Origin of the sequence: Helicobacter bilis, assembly GCF_001999985.1 — a bacterium.
Lineage (GTDB): Bacteria > Campylobacterota > Campylobacteria > Campylobacterales > Helicobacteraceae > Helicobacter_A > Helicobacter_A rappini.
Genome location: NZ_CP019645.1, coordinates 1,536,149 through 1,552,263, shown reverse-complemented (window position 1 = coordinate 1,552,263; position 16,115 = coordinate 1,536,149). Strand labels below are relative to the sequence as shown.

Annotated in this window: 17 protein-coding genes; 9 read left to right on the top strand and 8 right to left on the bottom strand. The window is 33.8% G+C overall.

Annotated features, from left to right (window positions below):
- The first annotated feature begins 59 nt into the window (after positions 1-59).
- From XJ32_RS07235 to XJ32_RS07205, 7 genes are all read left to right on the top strand, one after another.
- Complete coding sequence (locus XJ32_RS07235) at positions 60-2,675, top strand: heavy metal translocating P-type ATPase (RefSeq protein ID WP_077388841.1); 2,616 nt, start codon at positions 60-62, stop codon at positions 2,673-2,675.
- A 118-nt stretch (positions 2,676-2,793) separates the two neighbouring features.
- Complete coding sequence (locus XJ32_RS07230) at positions 2,794-3,081, top strand: hypothetical protein (RefSeq protein WP_004089118.1); 288 nt, start codon at positions 2,794-2,796, stop codon at positions 3,079-3,081.
- A 16-nt stretch (positions 3,082-3,097) separates the two neighbouring features.
- On the top strand, positions 3,098-3,838 hold the full coding sequence (locus XJ32_RS07225) for a formyltransferase family protein (RefSeq protein ID WP_077388840.1): 741 nt from the start codon (positions 3,098-3,100) through the stop codon (positions 3,836-3,838).
- 20 nt (positions 3,839-3,858) lie between these two features.
- Positions 3,859-5,037 (top strand): cation:proton antiporter, encoded by a 1,179-nt coding sequence (locus XJ32_RS07220; RefSeq protein WP_077388839.1) that lies wholly within the window; start codon positions 3,859-3,861, stop codon positions 5,035-5,037.
- A 310-nt stretch (positions 5,038-5,347) separates the two neighbouring features.
- Entirely contained in the window at positions 5,348-7,330 is a 1,983-nt protein-coding gene (gene feoB, locus XJ32_RS07215; RefSeq protein WP_077388838.1) for a ferrous iron transport protein B, read from the top strand.
- Position 7,331: 1 nt separating this feature from the next.
- Complete coding sequence (rnhB, locus tag XJ32_RS07210) at positions 7,332-7,922, top strand: ribonuclease HII (RefSeq protein ID WP_077388837.1); 591 nt, start codon at positions 7,332-7,334, stop codon at positions 7,920-7,922.
- Between the two features lie 573 nt (positions 7,923-8,495).
- The gene (locus XJ32_RS07205; protein ID WP_077388836.1) at positions 8,496-9,989 is read left to right on the top strand and encodes a hypothetical protein; all 1,494 of its coding nucleotides are present in this window, start codon (positions 8,496-8,498) and stop codon (positions 9,987-9,989) included.
- Positions 9,990-10,055: 66 nt separating this feature from the next.
- Here XJ32_RS07205 and XJ32_RS07200 read toward each other — a convergent pair whose 3' ends face one another.
- Both XJ32_RS07200 and XJ32_RS07195 read right to left on the bottom strand, forming a co-directional pair.
- Positions 10,056-10,328: a hypothetical protein gene (locus XJ32_RS07200; RefSeq protein ID WP_077388835.1), complete on the bottom strand. Its 273-nt coding sequence runs from the start codon at positions 10,326-10,328 to the stop codon at positions 10,056-10,058.
- Between the two features lie 10 nt (positions 10,329-10,338).
- Positions 10,339-10,875, bottom strand: coding sequence for a coiled-coil domain-containing protein (locus tag XJ32_RS07195; protein WP_254422307.1), 537 nt, complete (start codon positions 10,873-10,875; stop codon positions 10,339-10,341).
- 74 nt (positions 10,876-10,949) lie between these two features.
- On the opposite strand from XJ32_RS07195, the gene XJ32_RS07190 reads away from it, so the two are divergent.
- Positions 10,950-11,585: a hypothetical protein gene (locus XJ32_RS07190; protein WP_005218673.1), complete on the top strand. Its 636-nt coding sequence runs from the start codon at positions 10,950-10,952 to the stop codon at positions 11,583-11,585.
- A gap of 394 nt (positions 11,586-11,979) precedes the next feature.
- Positions 11,980-12,567 (top strand): hypothetical protein, encoded by a 588-nt coding sequence (locus XJ32_RS07185; protein WP_077388833.1) that lies wholly within the window; start codon positions 11,980-11,982, stop codon positions 12,565-12,567.
- 303 nt (positions 12,568-12,870) lie between these two features.
- On the opposite strand, the gene XJ32_RS07180 is transcribed toward XJ32_RS07185, so the two are convergent.
- The 6 genes from XJ32_RS07180 to XJ32_RS07160 all read right to left on the bottom strand — a co-directional run bounded on the left by XJ32_RS07180 (position 12,871) and on the right by XJ32_RS07160 (position 16,064).
- Entirely contained in the window at positions 12,871-13,341 is a 471-nt protein-coding gene (locus tag XJ32_RS07180; RefSeq protein WP_167619991.1) for a DNA methyltransferase, read from the bottom strand.
- A 69-nt stretch (positions 13,342-13,410) separates the two neighbouring features.
- Positions 13,411-13,569, bottom strand: coding sequence for a DNA methyltransferase (locus tag XJ32_RS07175; RefSeq protein WP_254422526.1), 159 nt, complete (start codon positions 13,567-13,569; stop codon positions 13,411-13,413).
- Between the two features lie 41 nt (positions 13,570-13,610).
- Positions 13,611-13,742 carry a hypothetical protein gene (locus XJ32_RS13200; RefSeq protein ID WP_302475930.1) on the bottom strand — a complete coding sequence of 44 codons (132 nt, stop codon included), beginning with the start codon at positions 13,740-13,742 and terminating at the stop codon, positions 13,611-13,613.
- Positions 13,739-14,389 (bottom strand): type II restriction enzyme NmeDI-related protein, encoded by a 651-nt coding sequence (locus XJ32_RS07170; protein ID WP_077388830.1) that lies wholly within the window; start codon positions 14,387-14,389, stop codon positions 13,739-13,741. The genes XJ32_RS13200 and XJ32_RS07170 overlap by 4 nt, the downstream gene beginning before the upstream one ends.
- Before the next feature lie 69 nt (positions 14,390-14,458).
- Entirely contained in the window at positions 14,459-15,340 is an 882-nt protein-coding gene (locus XJ32_RS07165; protein WP_167619990.1) for a DNA methyltransferase, read from the bottom strand.
- A gap of 166 nt (positions 15,341-15,506) precedes the next feature.
- Positions 15,507-16,064 (bottom strand): hypothetical protein, encoded by a 558-nt coding sequence (locus XJ32_RS07160; RefSeq protein ID WP_077388828.1) that lies wholly within the window; start codon positions 16,062-16,064, stop codon positions 15,507-15,509.
- Between the last annotated feature and the right edge of the window lie 51 nt (positions 16,065-16,115).

Here is a 16,115-nt window from a genome sequence, read left to right as displayed (position 1 = left end):
TTATACTCTGCTTTTATTTTATATGGATTAAAATATGATTGAAATATAAGTGAGTTTATATGCAAAAATTTATTTTAGAAAATCTTGATTGCAATTCATGTGCGAATAAACTTGAGAAATCCTTGCAATCTATGCCTTGTGTAGAGAGTGCAAATATAAACTTTAGCACAAATACACTCTATATAAAGACAAGCGATATAGAAGCGATAAAAGCACAAATCGCTAAGATAGAACCAGATATAATCGTGCGTAGCACACATGAAAACACACATAATGTGTCTTATAAAAAAGAGTTGTCTCTGCTTTTAGCCCTTCTCTTTGGCTTTGCTGTGTGTATGTTATGTTTGCATTATACACCTTTAGAATCTAGCTCTTTTATCAAGTCTTTTAATATGATACTTGGTGTTAGCTATGCAGTGCTTTTGCATTATATGGAATCTCTATCATTTTTACATAGCATTTTTAGTGCAGTTACACCATTTCAGATTCTAATCTATATCATTTTATTACTACTCTACATTATCGCAGGATTGCCTATATTTAGGGCAGTATGGCGTAATATGAAAAATAAAGTCTTTTTTGATGAAAATACGCTTATGTTTATCGCGACTATTGCGGCATTTTGCATTGGTGAAATAAGCGAGAGTGTGGCAGTTATGCTCTTTTTCCGCATAGGCGAGTTTTTAGAATCTCTAGCTCTCAAGCGATCTAAAAAATCTTTGTATGATTTGCTAGATATTACACCAGAGATAGCGCATTTACAGATAAAACAAGCAGATTCTAATAGTATGGATTCTAGCGAGACGATTTGGCAGGATACTCACCCAGAGTTATTAAAGGTTGATGATATAATCCTCGTAAAAGTTGGCGAGAAAATCCCCGTTGATGGCATTATTATGCAGGGTGAGAGTTCGCTCAATATGCAGGCAATAAGTGGTGAGAGTAAGCCTATTGATGTAGCAAGTGGCGATGAGGTTTTAGCAGGGGCTATTAATATGCAAAGTGTGCTAACTATAAAAGTGAGTAAGCCTTTTTCTCATTCTCAAGTTGCAAAGATAAAAGCCATGATAGAAGACTCAAGCAACACAAAGGCAAAGAGTGAGCAAATCATTACGCAGTTTGCTAAAATCTACACGCCGATTGTATTTTTCATAGCACTTGGCATTGCGTTTATTCCACCGCTTTTTGATGGGGAATGGCATGAGTGGATTTATCGCTCTTTAGTGGTGCTTATGGTGAGTTGCCCTTGTGCTTTGGTGCTGTCTGTGCCGCTTGGATATTTTGGTGCATTAGGCATTGCAAGTAGAAAGGGCATACTCATTAAAGGCTCTACGCATTTTAGTAACCTTGCTAAGTTGCAGCAAGTCGTATTTGATAAAACAGGCACATTAACACAAGGCGTATTTCAAATAGAATCTATAAATCCGCTAACAGATATAAGCAAAGAATCTTTACTAGAGATAGCACAAAGGGCACAAAGATTCTCAAATCACCCAATAGCAAAAGCCATTATGCAAGATTCTAAAAATATGAAAGACTCTAAAAACACGCATATTTGTGAGATAGAAAGCTTTGAAGAGATAGGTGGAAAAGGCGTATATGCTAAGTGTTGCGGAGATAGAATCTTAGTTGGCAATGAATCTTTAATGAAAGATAAAGGCATAGATATAAGCCCATTCTACACGCATAAAGATACACAAGATAGCGGGTTTAGCATAATCCATATTGCAAAAAATGGAATCTATCAAGGCTACATTATGCTAGGTGATATACTAAAAGAAGAGAGTAAAGAATGTGTGCAGATTTTGCGGAATCTTGGAGTAAATCCACTTGCAATTTTAAGTGGCGATAATGAAAAAAGTGTCGCACATATCGCAAGAATGCTTAATATACAAAGCTATTATGCAGGGTTACTCCCTACACAAAAAGCAGAAAAATTACAGGAATTAATGGGGCTAGATTCTATATCTTATAAATGCGAAGTGGGGGTTAGTATGAAAAATAAAGAAAAGTTAGAATCTAGTGCTTGTCATGCTAAGGTGTTAGCTGAAATATCTAGCATGGAATCTCAACAAGATAAGATTCTAGATTCTAACAATAAAGATTTTTCACTTACTGCTCAAAATGACACGAAAATGGAATCTACAACTTGTCATGTTGAGCGTAGCGAAACATCTAAAAGATTAGAATCAAATTTAGAATCTAAACAAGATATTTCGCTTAACGCTCAATATGACAAGATTCTAGATTCTATAAAAATGCACCCTAAACCCTGCACCCACCCAGATTCGGCAGAGATTCTAGATTCTCGTAAAAACACCACAAAGCATAAAATCACAGCCTTCATAGGCGATGGCATTAATGATTCTATCGTATTAAAACAAGCAGATATTGGCATAAGCGTTGGCACAAAAGATTCTCATAGCGATATTAGTAAAGAGAGTGCAGATATAATTCTTACAAATCCTTCACCTATGGGTATAGTCCATGCCATAAAAATCGCAAGAAAGATTCAAGCACTCACTTGGCAGAATATTGCATTTGCATTAGGCACAAAGCTCATTTTAGTCCTGCTTGGTATCGCAGGTATTGCAAATATGTGGCTTGCTGTATTTGGCGATGTGGGTGTCGCCCTTTTAGCCTTGCTGAATGCCTTAAGGGTTGTTCGGGTGTAAATAAAATGACTAATAAGAGATAAACCTAATAAATACTAGAGTTTGCATATTCCATGAAACTTTGTTATAATGCCACTTTTATTGCTTACGCTTTGATGGCTATTAAAGGGATATGTAAATGCAGCAACACGATAAAAAACATAAAAAGTCTCACAACACACAAGCCTTGCAAAATAAAATACGAGATGAAGAAATACAAGAGCTAGAATCTCAAATCCTTGATATGTTTGAGGTAGCATTTCATTTTGCAGGTTTAAAGCCTAGCAATCTAGATGATGCACTGAACTATTATATGGAAGTTATGGAATCTCAAGATGATGATTTACCCTATAATGCACAAACAATTATTGCAAATATCTTGCTTATAAGACAAGACAAACCAGAATGGTTTGACACGCTAAACTAATCACAAAAGGAATTCTATGGGACAAACGATAAATGTAGTAATACTTGCAAGCGGAAATGGCACAAATATGGAGAATCTAGTCCTATCTCTGCATAATAAAACAATCACTCAAGCCATGCGGCAAAATGGCGTGAATCTCACAAAAAATAGCACGACTAAAGACAAAGCGCCCCTGCAAACAAGCCCAAATGCCTTTATCATAAATAGTGAGACAATACAAGATTCTATGCTTGCTAAAGATCCCTTAATCAATGTTTTAAGCATTGTAAGTGATAATAAAGACGCACATGCTCTTCATCGTGCAAAAAGGCTTGGTCTGCCTACACAGATAATAGATAGCACAGATAAAAGCAGACAAGAATTTGATAAGGCTTTATTGCTATATTTAACGAGTCTGCAGAGAGAATATGGGCTTAATTGTATCTTGCTTGCTGGATTTATGCGGATTTTAGGGGCTGAATTTTTAGAGAGATTAAAGCATATAAGAATCCTTAATATCCACCCAAGCTTTTTACCATTACATAAAGGGCTAAATGGTATTGAAAAAAGCTATGCTGATAGTAATGACTTTGGCGGTGTCAGTGTGCATTTTGTAACAAAAGAGCTTGATTCTGGTATGATTATCTTGCAAGAAAAAATACAAAAGATTCCAAATGAAAGCCTTGAAGACTTCACACAAAGAGTGCATGATGTGGAATATAGACTTTATCCACAAGCCTTTCTCAAGGCATTCGCTCAAGGCATACATAATGTTTAGATTCTAAGAAAAGTAAAGCTATGCACGGACAAGAGTTATCTACTTTTGCGGTTATTGCATTATTGATTGTAGCAGCACCTTATGTGAGTAGATTTACTCGCATTCCTGTTGCGGTTGTGGAGATTCTACTTGGTGCTTTTGCGTGCTATTTTGGAATCTTTAAAGGCAGTGAAACGCTTAATGTAGTAGCACATGTAAGCTTTTTGTATCTCATGCTTTTAGCGGGTATGGAAGTGGATTTGCGTGGGTTTAGTAGGCTTGGCAAAGAGTTTTACAAAAAGGCATGTTTATATTTTATTATTCTGTATGCAGCAGCGGGAAGCATTGTCTTAATCTTTAATCTTGAGTGGATTTATATTGCTATTTTTCCTGTGATGAGTCTTGGTATGTTAGTAACGCTTATAAGGGATTATGGGAAAAATCGTGAGTGGCTAAATGTCGCTTTAAAAATAGGTATAGTCGGCGAACTCGTAAGCATTACTGCCCTTGTTGTAGTGCAGAATGGCTACGCACAAAATGTAGGCACAATCACTTCATGGACTTTTTATAAAGCCTTTGCTTTTTTAGCCCTCTTTGTTATAGCATTTCTCATTATCTTTCGTATAGGTAAAATTGTCTTTTGGTGGAAACCCGCTATAAAGCTATGGTTTATGCCGACAAATGATAGCAATAATCAAGACATTCGCTTTAGCTTTATGCTCTTTTTCATTCTCATTGGAATCACGACTTTCATGGATATTGAAGATGTGCTTGGTGCGTTTTTAGCGGGTATGGTGATAGCTACTTTTTTTGCCTATAAGCACGATATGGTGCATAAGCTTAATGATATAGGATTTGGATTCTTTGTGCCTTTATTTTTTGTATATGTTGGCTCGACGCTCAACCTTAAAGAGATTCTAAGCAATTACAATGTTATGTTACAAGGAATCTACATTGCCTTTGGTATGCTTGCCGTGCGATTACTTGCCGCAAATATTGCCTTTGGGTCGTATTTTAAAAGCATTAAAAATACTACACTTTTTGCCCTAAGTGATTGTATGCCGCTTACCTTTTTAGTCGCCATCGCAAAGCTTGGGCTAGATTTACACGCTATCACACAAGAGCAATATTATTCACTCATTATTGCAGCCACTTTTGAGGGAATCTTTTTTACGATTTTTATTAAGGTTATTTTTTATTCTGTGAGGGGCGGACGCTAGAAAATCTTATATATTACAGATTCTCATATATCTCATAATTGTGATAATACAAACTATTTATTAAGTTTTGCTTTTCACTATCTCATTATATTTTCCTACTAAATACTATAAAGTACATAATAAATAAGCACTACAATCTATTTTTTATATAATATTCCTATCTTTTTATATATTTTAAACTTTTATTTTATAAAGATTCTCTCTTTGCCTGTGTCATAGGGCTTTATAGGTAAATATAAACTTCATATTTACAAGTTAAAATAAAAATTAATATTATTTTAATCACTCATTTTAGGAATGCTTATATAACATGAAAACACTCAAAGTCGTTTTAGTAGGGCAACCAAATGTCGGCAAAAGCTCATTAATCAACGCATTAAGCAATGCAAAAATGCGAGTGGGAAACTTTAGTGGCGTTACACTTGAAAAGGCAGAAGCTACACTAAACTACAAAGACTACATGATCACTATGATTGATTTACCCGGGACATATTCTCTAAATGGCTATACGACAGAAGAGAGAGTTTGCAAGGATTTTTTAGATAATGAGAGTTATGATATTATCCTAAATGTGCTTGATTCTACAAACCTAGAGCATAATCTCATCTTAACCTTGCAATTACAACAGCTAGATAAAGCAAAGCTAATCGCCCTAAACATGATTGATGAAGCTAAAATTGATGGCATAATGATTGACACTAAGCAATTAAGCGAAATGCTACATACAAATGTATGTGAAGTCTCTTCTACAAAGAAGCAAAATCTAAATATCTTACTTGATACATTGATTGCCACACATGAATCTTATATGAAAACTAGAGATACAGAATCTATACAAAAAGATTCTAATAATATAAAATGGCACAATACACAAGAAGAGATACAAGAGCATAAACATAACAACATAGGCATTACAAGCACACTCGCACAAAATGCACAAGTTATAGTCAATCATATCCAAAAGGTTACAAAGCCTCGTGCCGCAGGGAGTGCTAAACTAGATTCTATTTTACTACATAGAATCTGGAGTATTCCTATTTTCTTACTTGCTATGTTTCTTGTATTTCAGCTTAGCTTTGTGCTTGGGGATTTTTTTAAAGAAATGATAGAATCTGGTATTGACACACTTGCGACTTTTACAAAAGATTCTATAAGAAATGATCTTTTAGCTTCACTCTTAGGTGATGGGATTATTAAAGGCGTTGGGGCAGTCCTTAGCTTTTTGCCCTTGATTGCTACTTTATTTTTGGGATTGAGCCTTTTAGAGAGTAGTGGCTATATGGCTAGAGTGGCATTTATGCTTGATGGCTTGTTTTTTAAGTTTGGTCTGCATGGTAAGAGTTTTATCCCGCTTGTTATGGGCTTTGGCTGCTCTGTCCCAGCGTATATGGCGACACGAACTTTGCAGAATAAAAGGGATAAATTACTCACACTTTTTATCATCGGCTTTATGAGTTGTAGTGCTAGACTGCCTATTTATTTGCTTTTTGTTGGTGCATTTTTCTCGGCAGAATACGCTGGATTTATACTTTTTGGAATCTATTTATGCGGTTTTATTATCGCTTTAATACTTGCTAAGATTCTAAGAATCTTTGTATTTCGCGGGGAGAGTGAGCCTTTTGTCATGGAGATGCCCCGTTATAGAATCCCAACTCTTCGCGTAATATGGTTTAGCGTATGGGGCAAAAGCTATCTCTTTTTAAAGAAAGCTGGAAGCGTCATACTCATTGGGGCTATCCTTGTGTGGATACTTGCAAACTTCCCTAAAAGCACACTATTGCAAGAAGAATTTAATAGCGACATACAAGCACTCGCGACACAGAATCTAAGTGAGAGAGAGTTTGAAGAAAAGCAAAAAATATATGAAAATAATCTTTTAGAATCACAACTTGAATACAGCTTTGCAGGGCGACTAGGACATGCACTAGAGCCTATATTTGCCCCGCTTGGATTTGACTGGCGATTATCTGTTGCACTTATTACAGGATTTTCTGCAAAAGAGATGGTGGTAACAACGCTTGGTGTGCTTTATGCGCTTGGTGAAGAGGCAGTCGATGATGATTTGAAAAATCAAAGCCTGCAAGAAGAGCTAAGGGCTAGTATCGACACAAAAGCCGCTGTTGCCTTTATCTTTTTTATCATGCTGTATATACCATGCTTTGCTGCGACTATCGCCTTTATTAATGAAAGCGGAAAAAAGATTTATGGAATCTATCTTTTTATTTTCACAACCCTTGCCGCCTATACATTCGCATTTATCGGGCATGAAGTCATGGGCTTATTAGGCTATTAGCATGTTAATCTGTGGCATTGATGAAGCTGGTAGAGGCTGTGTGGCTGGTAGTTTATTTATCGCAAGTGTTATGCTTGATGAATGCTATTTTGAATCTTTTAAAAAGCTTGATATAAGAGATAGCAAACAACTCACACAGACACAAAGACAAGAAAGAGCAAATTCTATACAAGAGTTTTTGAGAGAGCATGGAGGTAGGGTAAAAATTGTAAGTTTTGATTCTATAAATATTGATTCTAAAGGTTTAGGGCAATGTATGCAAATGGGCTTAAAAGAACTTTTACTTCACGCAAAAAAACATCAATGCAAAAGCATTATATTTGATGGGAATACAAACTTTGGTGTGCAAGAAATTGACACGCTAATAAAGGGAGATAGCAAACATGTCCTAATCTCTGCGGCATCTATCCTTGCTAAAACAAATAAAGATTCTGAAATGCTTACTTTGCATGACTTGTATCCACAATATAATCTTAAAAGCAACAAAGGCTATCTCACAAAAGCCCATATAGAATCTATCGCTAAACATGGCTACAGCCCAATCCACCGCAAAAGCTATCATATTAAAGCTTTAGAATCTCGCTTATTTTAAATCTTTTAATTCTTAAGTTTATCTGCCTAGAGTTTAGTAAATGCTAGATTAAAAGTGAGTAATATTTTAGATTATGAGATACTGGGGCTAAAATAATGTCGGTCTTAAGACTTTGTGATATGATCTCTAGAGCCTAGCGATATAGTGAAACTATGGAGTAGATTTTGCGATAAAAATGACACGAAGACTTATGAGAATGTATTGTAGGGTATGCTACAATGAAAAAAGATACTCAATTTAGTAGTGTATGTTAGAAATACATTTTACATTGTAAGCCCAGAAATTGAAACAGAATTTCAAGCAGATTTGTGGCACAAGGCTACAAAGCATTTATAACAACAGAAATAATGGCTACAAAAAAATAATAAATTAGAATGCTTAGAAGTCATTGTCAATATACATGAGAATGCAGATCTTTTAGGAAAGGTTAAAGATGTTTCGACTTTGTCTCAACATGACAAGGAAAAAGTAAAACATGACAAAGCGATAATGACCACTATAAAAAAGGCTTAATCTGTTAAATGTATAATCAAGGTGAAAGCTTTATAGTTTATATTAAAGAAAGGATTTAAAATGTTTAGAGACGGCAACAACCAAGCAATGCAACTTGTTATGCAAGGTTATAGCGATAGCATTAGGGCAAAGACAAGTAATCAAGGTCTTGCAATGGCAAATGCCTTTAATCAAGGCTTAAGTAATGCAGTGCAAACACATGATAACCACGAACAAGCAATGCGTAATCGTGCTTTAACAGACGAGCAAATACAAACTGCAAAACATAACAATGCGTATCTAGCAGATACACATGATACAAGAGTGGCACAGACACACCAACAAGAGATGATGAATGATTTAGATATTAAGTTTAAAAGTGATACGCATGATTATAGAGTGGGGCAGGAACAACAGGCTGAAAGACAAATGAAACTTAATAATAACTATCAAGCAAAATTGAATGAAGAACAAAAATTAACAAGTGCTAGTAGAGTTAATGCAACTAATAACCAAAATTATGCGACTTCATCACAAGCAAAAACTAGTAAAAAATATAGTGATATGGAGAGAGCTAATTATGAGATAGAAAATGTTTATACAGATGGAAAAGGAAACTACTATTATAATTCAAAACGCACACAAGCAATGGATTCTGCAACTGCCGAAGCAAGAATGAAAAGAAATGCAGAAAAAGAGCAGAATAGAAGAGAATATCAAAACAGATTCACTAGTGATAATAGACAAGTGGTAGCAGGAAATCAAGCACAAGAAGCACAGAATACATTTAATATGAAAATGGGAGACCAGCAAAATAAAATGTATGATGAAGCAAAAACGTCTATTCAAGCGAGTGGGGATACTTATGATGACATTGTGTATAAACTTGGTGAAGCAGCTAGAAATAATGAATCTCAAATAACATTAAGAAATGGAACTAAAATGTCTGTTGAAATGGCAAGTATGTTAGGTAATGGAATGCTTAGGGGAAATAGTGGCGGTATTGGTGGGGGAATTAATATAAATCATGCTGATAAAAGCACAATAAGAGAAAGAGATATTGACGCTGCGTATAATTTATATGATGATAAAGATGACCCACAAGCAAGAGATAGAATAGCAATGCAACAAAAATACAAAAAAGAATATGGTGAAATATCTAAAAGTTTGGAAAGTATAGGTCATTTTAGTCAAATAATGCAGGATTTAGATGATAAAAATAGGGCAAGTCTAGCAATAGGCTCTTTAACGAGATTTATTGGAAGCGGGGAAGATTATGTTAAGTTTAAAGCACAAAATAGCATTACACTTGCTTCAATGGCAAAACAAACTTTTGGAGGTCAAATTAGTGATAGAGACATGCAAATAATGAGAGAGCAAACTGCAAAAATGTGGGAAAGCACACCTGCTACTATGGCAAGGTTAGAACAAACTTTAGCCAATCAAATATCTACCCTAAAAGGCAAAATAAAAGGCACACCTATTGGAATAAACATTATGACGCCAGAGCAACAGCAACAATATATAGGATTAACACAGCTTTATCAGGCAATAATGCAGGGGAAAAAGAATTAAATGCAATAGGTTATAGATGTAACGCTTACGCTCAACATGACTAGGGAAAGGCAACGCACAGATGAGTTACTCACAAACTCGCTGCCATTCATACTGCCTTGTATATTCATTATACACTTGTGCTTGATGACATGAAGTAGTGCCTAAAGGTAGGAGTTTTGGAGTCTGTAATGGCTCTATGCTTGGGGGGACAATAGGACATACTCTAGGATTGCATACAGGGCGGACTTCATAAGCATTGCTACATATTGCTTCTACATTACCATTTACACAAAGACAATCGCATTTTGCATACAATACACTAAACATAAACAGACTAGATAATATTGCTATTCTCATAAACACACCTTTAAAGCATTAATTTTAGCATACCTGCAATAAGAGCTAATGTAGCAAACTGCAAACCAAACACCCATTTTATAATATCTACCTTGCTTTTTGCTATATCGTCCTTTAACTCTGCTTTTAAGTTGGCATTATCTTGCTTTAATTCTGCTCTAAATTGCATAATTTTAGAATCCATTTTAGATAATTCTGCATGAACTTCTTCTCTTAACTCCGCTATGTCTTGTTTTAACTCTGCTTTTAAGTCTAGCATTTCGTTACGCACTTTGACTATATCTTGCTTTAATTCACTTCTTAACTCCGCTATATCTTGTTTTAATTCGCTTCTTAACTCGGCAATTTCTGCTCTTACAAAGTCGTTTGTAGCAATATTACTTCTTATATCTTTTATGGCTTCTTGTTTAAGATTATTTATATTCTGTGTGTCTTCACTTGCCTTATTGCTTACAACTTCATCTAAAATATGTATAACACCTTCGCTTTTATCTTGGAATACTTCACGCACTAAAGCTTTAAAACTCTCATTAAAATTTACACTCATTGTTTTTGCCTTACCGATATTTACACTCACTTTTATATATATTAGCATATCTTATTTTATAATGGGATAAAGCTATGACAAAAAGTGAAAAAGAACTTTTAAAAAAAGAAGTAAGAACATATTATGAAGCACATTATGAAGATATAAAGCAAGTAGCAAAGCTTTTTAAAGTCAATGAAAGGACTTTGTATAATTGGATACAAACAGAGAAGTGGGAAAAAGGCAAACTCGTTAAAAACACTGAATTAAAGGCTATTACAAATAAGCTTTTAAACGATAAAGATGTATTAGATAATATAGGCATAGCAAAGAATGCAATAAAGCATAATATGCGTGAAAATATGCAAAATCTATATAGCATTTATGAAGAAAGAATACTTGATAATACTGCTGATGAATTGCTATTAAAAGCGATGAGTGAGACTTTTATACATACTCAAATCACAAAGACTGCATTAATAGCACAAAGTGAGTTTAACAGACTTGCAAGTCTTAGTGTGAAATCAAGTGTGCCTAATCCTAAAGTGATACAAGCTGCAAAAGATGTGGTAAGTATCTTTACTGATATGAAAAAGTGCTTATATCCTAACCAAGATAATACGCAGGTAAATATTAAGGCTATTTTGAATAATGGGGTTATTAGTAAGGAACAGATTGCAGGACTTACGGACGAGCAGATTAGGGAGTATTTGGGGAATGATAACTTATAGTGTAGATATTCGTCTTTGATTATACATTTTGCAAGTTTTTAAAATTTTGACTAGTCATTGACCTCTAGGTAACTCCTAGTCAAAATTTTAAAAAAATCACGCACATTGCGTAAGCAATTTGCCCACACTTGCAAAAAGCCATAATGCAAATACTAGAATATGGATTTGTTTGTATGGTTTGCAAAAATCTTAAACGCAAGGGGAATTATGACAAGTTTCATAACTACCACACATGAACCTGCTTTAATGTTTGTCATTTTGAGGCGTAGCCGAAAAATCTTTTTTGCATAAGGTTTAGATGTTTCGCTTACGCTCAACATGACAAGGGAAAAAGAGAACATGACAAAAGGAAAAGGCATAATGTTAAGGGAAAATCCAATAAGAAAGGTTTAGTATGGCAAGTTTAACTGATTTAATACAAAATATGATTCAAGCAAATGAAACTACACAGCAAGAATTGCAATCTACAAAGCAAGAGTTTAACGACTTAAAAAGCTATGTAGATACTCAAGTAAGCGATGAAAATATCTTAGATATTATGCACGAGCAATTCATTAAAGATGAGTATTTCACAAGTGAGAGTTTCTATAATGATATAGGACAAGCTTTAATCAATAAATATGGCTTAGGCAATCTTATAAACTTAGATAGAAATCAAGTCAATGAAGCGGTAAAAGAGTATCTAGCAAAGAATCTAGACACAAAAGCGGTAACTGAATATATCATGCAAAATTATACAGGTGAAATACGAGATGCAATGATAAGAAGAATACGCATAGAGAGTAAAAGTATCCTTGATAATTATGACTTTTCATTGCAAGTATTGCCAAGACTTGAAGTATTGTTTAAAGAGTTTGTGAAAAACTATGAATTAACAAGCTATTTAATGAAAAGCACAGCACAGCTTTTTGTGGCACAAGAGAGTAATTTGGCGTTTATGTTAGAGTATATAGTAGCTAAGGAACTGCTGCATAATCCTTGATTGTTTAGATATTCGCCTTTGATTATACATTTAAGAGATTAAGGCTTTTTTATAGTAGTCATTATCGCAAAAGATAACTCCTACTATAAAAAAGCCTTAAAACTCGTAAAGCTATAATGCAAATGCTAGAATATGGGGTTTGTGCTTGTCATTTTGACCTTGAGTGAAACAAAAGGGAAAAATCTTTTTGCATTTATGAGAAATATCTTGGTAAAGTTACCTAAAATATGAAACTCTTATCAAAATGAAAGATGTAATAATGGACTTAAACTTAACCATCCTGTATGTTATTCTATATACATTTTAATCAACGGAATTTATAGGGCTTTTATTTTCTTTCATAAAATTTAAAATATTTTGATTGTGGTGGTTGATTTTATAGGCATAGGGGTAGCCAAAGGGATATAAGGGCTTATTATTTTGTAATAACGCCACATTGCCTACAAACTTAAATCCTAAATCTATCATCATCGCAATAATATTTCCTGTTACATTAACTTCTTGCTTATTAATCGTAAAATCGCTAATAACAATCGATAAATACTTTTTATTCTTTAACACTCTCTTGCATTCATTAAAAATCCCACTTAATGCTTTTAAAAAACTTTCATAATCTTCGCAATTCTCTAGATTCTCTTTAGAATCTACATTGTATGTCACTACGCCATCTCTTGCACCATTTCTAAATCCCTTATGCGATTTATCAGCCCTAAGCCCCTTGGAATTGTGTTTCAAAATATTAAAATAGGGTGGTGAGGTTACAATAATAGTCAATACTTTGCTCATCTAGCGTTTGTAAAAGTTTTTTTATTATCCCCTATCTCATAGCGATAATGATTTGCTTTAATTTTTTTGTAATCTTTGTAATGCTAAATCCCTATACTCTAGGTTTAAATCATAGCCTATACTTTGCCTTTCTAATAAACTTGCTGCAAGTAAAGTCGTGCCTGAACCACAAAAAGGGTCTAAAACTTTCATATGCTTTTTTGTAAAAAGACTTATGAGCTTTTGTATATCTTTGACTAAAAATGGTGCTGGATGTTTTAATGCGTCTTTATCAAGGCTACATTTTCACTTATCCAAAAACTTGAAGTAAGCTTTAGCCACTCCTTGCCTGTAAGGTCATTTAGTGTATTTCGTGGGTCATACTTGCCAACAGATTTTTCTGCATTCATACAATATCCTTTGCAAACTGCTCTAATCGTGGATATTTGACATTTACAAGCTTGTCTATATCGCTATATAACAAATATTGCCAATGATTCTTTTGTATAGATTCTATAAATAAAGGCTCTTTTTTACCTAAAAGCTCTTCTTCTCTATTATTTGGAATAACAATAAATTTAGGTATGCTAGATTCCAAAACGCTATTTCTATGTAAAGCTTCAATAATATTTGTGGAGTTTTCTATCTCAAAAGCATAATGTATTGACTTATTTTTTACGAACAAAATATCAATATATAAAGCCCTTTGTCTTGTAAAATCATCTTTAATAAAATTTAATTCAAAAATATTAGCATAATCGCTTAATTTTTTATTGTCAATATTTTCTCTTTGCTCTCTCTTACCTATGAAAATATCAAAGCCTAACTTTTTACCAATCTTTGCAAGATAACTTATATAAAGCGTGTGTTGTGTAGCGTTTTTAGATTCTATGGCATTAGGGCTATATACCCAAGCATTACTTGATTTTGTAGCAAATTTTTTAAGAGATTTTAATATACTATTTTCATCAGGCGTTAAACCATTTGGAAAATTTTTATACACAACATTTAGCATATCATCTAAGCTTACTAGCGCATTTTCTTTTAAGACTTGCAATACAAGCCTATCTACCCTTTGACTTAGTGGAATATCGGGGTGTTTTATGTATTCTCTAGGCTCTTTAAATCACCATAAATTCCCCGCCTTTGTTTCTTTATCTTGCCTTATTATAAAGATTTTATTAATATGTTTATTTAATGCAGTTTTAATATCGCCATCGCAATCATCACTAAAAATAAAGCCACTAGAAGTAATGTGGGCTAAAATTGCATCAAATAAAATTTCATAAGGCGTTGGCTCATTACGCAAAGCAATGGCATTAATGGCAATTTCTACAATTTTTTGACTTAGATTCTGTAATTCTATCTCTGTACTTATTTGTGTATGTGGATTTTTTATGCAACGCAAATAAAAATCTGTGCCTGAAGTGCCATAAGGATTTGCTACTACGCTTTCTCCACTGCGGCGATTTTTTTGATGGATAACCTTTTGTATAATAAATCCAGCATTTTTAAGCGAACGCATAAAGCTATTCCAAATAGCTATGTCTTTATTGTGAAATGTTATAACCATTTTTCCATCATCTTTTAACACTCTATGGAGCTGTTTAAGGCTTTTAGTAAAACGCACTTCATATGCTTTTATATCGCATTTTTTGCTAATAGTAATCTCACTAGCAAAATCTATGTTACCATATTTCTTATCATAAACTTTAAGCCATAAAAGCCATAAATAAGATAAATCTAAATACTGCACAAGCCCACCATAAGGCGGGTCAGTAATGATAAAATCCACGCTTTTTTCATTCACATAATCTTCTAGTTTTAAGATATTTACAACGCCATATTTTAAAGCAAAATTTTTAGAATCTTTTTGTTTATTAGCGTTACTAACCTCCTTACAAAGCAAACTTTTATCCACATACTTATTGCTTGCTAAAAGTGCTGTTTTTACCCCTTGTTTTTTGAAACAATTTCTCTCAAATAAAAGCAAAGGATTCTGCTCCATTTGCCTTTTTGCGCAGATGTAAGCACTCCTGCCCCAGCTTGTGCTAAAATTTCTCTTTGCTCCATCATTTCTTGGCACATTCATTTTGCAACACAAATGCACAATCATTATAAATCCAAACAATAATTGCTCTTTAATATGCGTATCTTTGACTTGTAAAATTTCCTTAAAGATTAAAGATAGAATAATTAAATTGCGTTTTGTCCATATATTTGAAATTATTACCGCCTATTTGCTTGATAAAATTTGCGCTAAACGAATCGCTATCTAAAAACGGCTCATCTATAAAATTTAATCCTAAATCTTGCAAATTGATAGAATCTGCAAATTTTAAAGATTTCAAATCTTTTTGTGTAGCTTCATAATAAATATTTTTATCCACTTTGCAAATTTCATAAATTTCTCCATCATAATATTTGAAATTATGAAACTCTCCATCATAAGCCCAAAGTTTTTGATAGATAGAATCTTTACGCACATTATCAATAATCTTTAACGCCTCCTTTTTAAAGGCATTAAAATCAAAATGTGTTGTATAAATTTTAAGCAAAAAGCTACTTAAAGGATTAATGTCAAAAGCAAGTGTTTTTCTTTTCAACCTTAAAGATTCTAATGCACTCATTCCACTACCACAAAAGGGGACCAAAAATACACCATCTTTTGGCGTATAAGTATCTATATAAGATGCCCAAACATTATGAGGCTTTTTACCCCGATACTTCATGCTGTATAATGGGTTCTCTTTTTAGCTCCACTAAAGCATTGTTTATATCTT

Bases quoted from the DNA above. Each gene is read 5' to 3' on its own strand.
- XJ32_RS07235 (WP_077388841.1), top strand. From the start codon at position 60: ATGCAAAAATTTATTTTAGAAAATCTTGATTGCAATTCATGTGCGAAT.
- XJ32_RS07230 (WP_004089118.1), top strand. From the start codon at position 2,794: ATGCAGCAACACGATAAAAAACATAAAAAGTCTCACAACACACAAGCC.
- XJ32_RS07225 (WP_077388840.1), top strand. From the start codon at position 3,098: ATGGGACAAACGATAAATGTAGTAATACTTGCAAGCGGAAATGGCACA.
- XJ32_RS07220 (WP_077388839.1), top strand. From the start codon at position 3,859: ATGCACGGACAAGAGTTATCTACTTTTGCGGTTATTGCATTATTGATT.
- feoB (WP_077388838.1), top strand. From the start codon at position 5,348: ATGAAAACACTCAAAGTCGTTTTAGTAGGGCAACCAAATGTCGGCAAA.
- rnhB (WP_077388837.1), top strand. From the start codon at position 7,332: ATGTTAATCTGTGGCATTGATGAAGCTGGTAGAGGCTGTGTGGCTGGT.
- XJ32_RS07205 (WP_077388836.1), top strand. From the start codon at position 8,496: ATGTTTAGAGACGGCAACAACCAAGCAATGCAACTTGTTATGCAAGGT.
- XJ32_RS07200 (WP_077388835.1), bottom strand. From the start codon at position 10,328: ATGAGAATAGCAATATTATCTAGTCTGTTTATGTTTAGTGTATTGTAT.
- XJ32_RS07195 (WP_254422307.1), bottom strand. From the start codon at position 10,875: ATGAGTGTAAATTTTAATGAGAGTTTTAAAGCTTTAGTGCGTGAAGTA.
- XJ32_RS07190 (WP_005218673.1), top strand. From the start codon at position 10,950: ATGACAAAAAGTGAAAAAGAACTTTTAAAAAAAGAAGTAAGAACATAT.
- XJ32_RS07185 (WP_077388833.1), top strand. From the start codon at position 11,980: ATGGCAAGTTTAACTGATTTAATACAAAATATGATTCAAGCAAATGAA.
- XJ32_RS13200 (WP_302475930.1), bottom strand. From the start codon at position 13,742: ATGAATGCAGAAAAATCTGTTGGCAAGTATGACCCACGAAATACACTA.
- XJ32_RS07165 (WP_167619990.1), bottom strand. From the start codon at position 15,340: ATGGAGCAGAATCCTTTGCTTTTATTTGAGAGAAATTGTTTCAAAAAA.
- XJ32_RS07160 (WP_077388828.1), bottom strand. From the start codon at position 16,064: ATGAAGTATCGGGGTAAAAAGCCTCATAATGTTTGGGCATCTTATATA.